The sequence below is a fragment of the Anaerofustis stercorihominis genome (assembly GCF_005844425.1).
GTDB classification, from domain to species: Bacteria; Bacillota; Clostridia; order Eubacteriales; family Anaerofustaceae; genus Anaerofustis; species Anaerofustis butyriciformans.
In genome coordinates this window covers 1-1,406 of sequence record NZ_SPHL01000081.1, presented here as the reverse complement: position 1 = coordinate 1,406, position 1,406 = coordinate 1, and the positions used below count along the sequence as shown (strand labels likewise).

Annotated in this window: 2 protein-coding genes; both read left to right on the top strand. The window is 24.3% G+C overall.

The features are described 5' to 3' along the window. The coding region (locus FGQ49_RS10235) for a GNAT family N-acetyltransferase (RefSeq protein ID WP_243112253.1) at window positions 1-435 on the top strand (435 nt) is incomplete at its 5' end. Then, window positions 435-1,406 (top strand): AAC(6')-Ie family aminoglycoside N-acetyltransferase (aac(6')-I, locus tag FGQ49_RS10230; RefSeq protein WP_431731928.1); only part of this gene is annotated, 972 nt, incomplete at its 3' end. The genes FGQ49_RS10235 and aac(6')-I, both read left to right, overlap by 1 nt.

The window sequence follows — 1,406 nt, the reverse complement described above, 5'->3', positions numbered from 1 at the left end:
ATTGTGGAATATAAATTATTAGAAAAAGAAGATTTAGAATTAATGAAAGAAATCATCGAAGATGATGATATAGAATTTGATTTAGAAAAAATAAATGAATTTTATAATGATAAAAATGTTATTGGGTTTATTGCTAAAGCTGAAAATAAAATTGTAGGATTTGCTTATGGATATGATATTATTCATCCAAATGGAAAACATGCATATTTTATTTATTCTATTGGAATGTTACCAGACTATCAAGATAAAGGTTATGGAACTAAATTATTAGGATTTATTAAAGATTATATTAGTTCTAATGGATTCTTTGAAATGTTTGTTCTTACTGATAAAGGAAATCCTAGAGCGTGTCATGTATATGAAAAATTAGGTGGCAAAAATGATTTTGAAGATGAAATTTGCTATGTATATGATTTTGAAGGTGATGAAAAATGATAGATATTAAAAATGAGAATATAAGGGTTAGAACTTTAAATGATAATGATTTTCCATTAATGTTAAAATGGCTTACCGATGAAAGAGTATTAGAATTTTATGGTGGTAGAGATAAAAAATATACATTAGAAACTTTAAAAGAACATTATACAGAACCTTGGGAAGATGAAGTTATAAGAGTAATTATTGAATATAATGGTCAACCTATTGGTTATGGACAAATATATAAAATGTATGATGAACTATATGATGATTATCATTACCCTAGAAGTAATGATATTGTTTATGGTATGGACCAATTTATTGGTGAAGTTGATTATTGGAGCAAAGGCATAGGAACAAAATATACAAAAATGATTTTTGAATTCTTAAAAAAAGAAAGAAATGCAGATGCTGTAATATTGGACCCACACCAAGATAATCCAAGAGCAATTAGAATGTATCAAAAAGCAGGATTTAGAATTATTGAAGATTTACCAGAACACGAACTTCACGAAGGTAAAAAAGAAGATTGTTATTTAATGGAATATCGATATGATGATAATGAAACTAATGTTAAAGCAATAAAATATATAATTGAACATAGTTTTGATATCAAAATAACCTCTATTAAATTAATTGGTAATGGTAATGACTCGTTTGCTTATGAAGTTAATGATAATATGATTTTTAAATTTCCTAGACACGAAAAAGCAAATGAAAATTTATTAAAAGAAATTGAAATACTACAATATTTAGAAAATAAAACAACTTTTAATATACCTAAAGTTTTATATGTTAATAATGATAATTCAAATTATAAATATTGTATTGCTTGTTTTACAAAAATTAATGGTGTTTCTTTAAGTAAAGAAATATATGAAAGATTAACTGATGAAGAAAAAGATAAATTAGCACAAGATTTAGCAAGATTTTTAAAAGAACTACATAGTTCCAATTATAATAAATACCAAGTCGATACAATTGAGAAT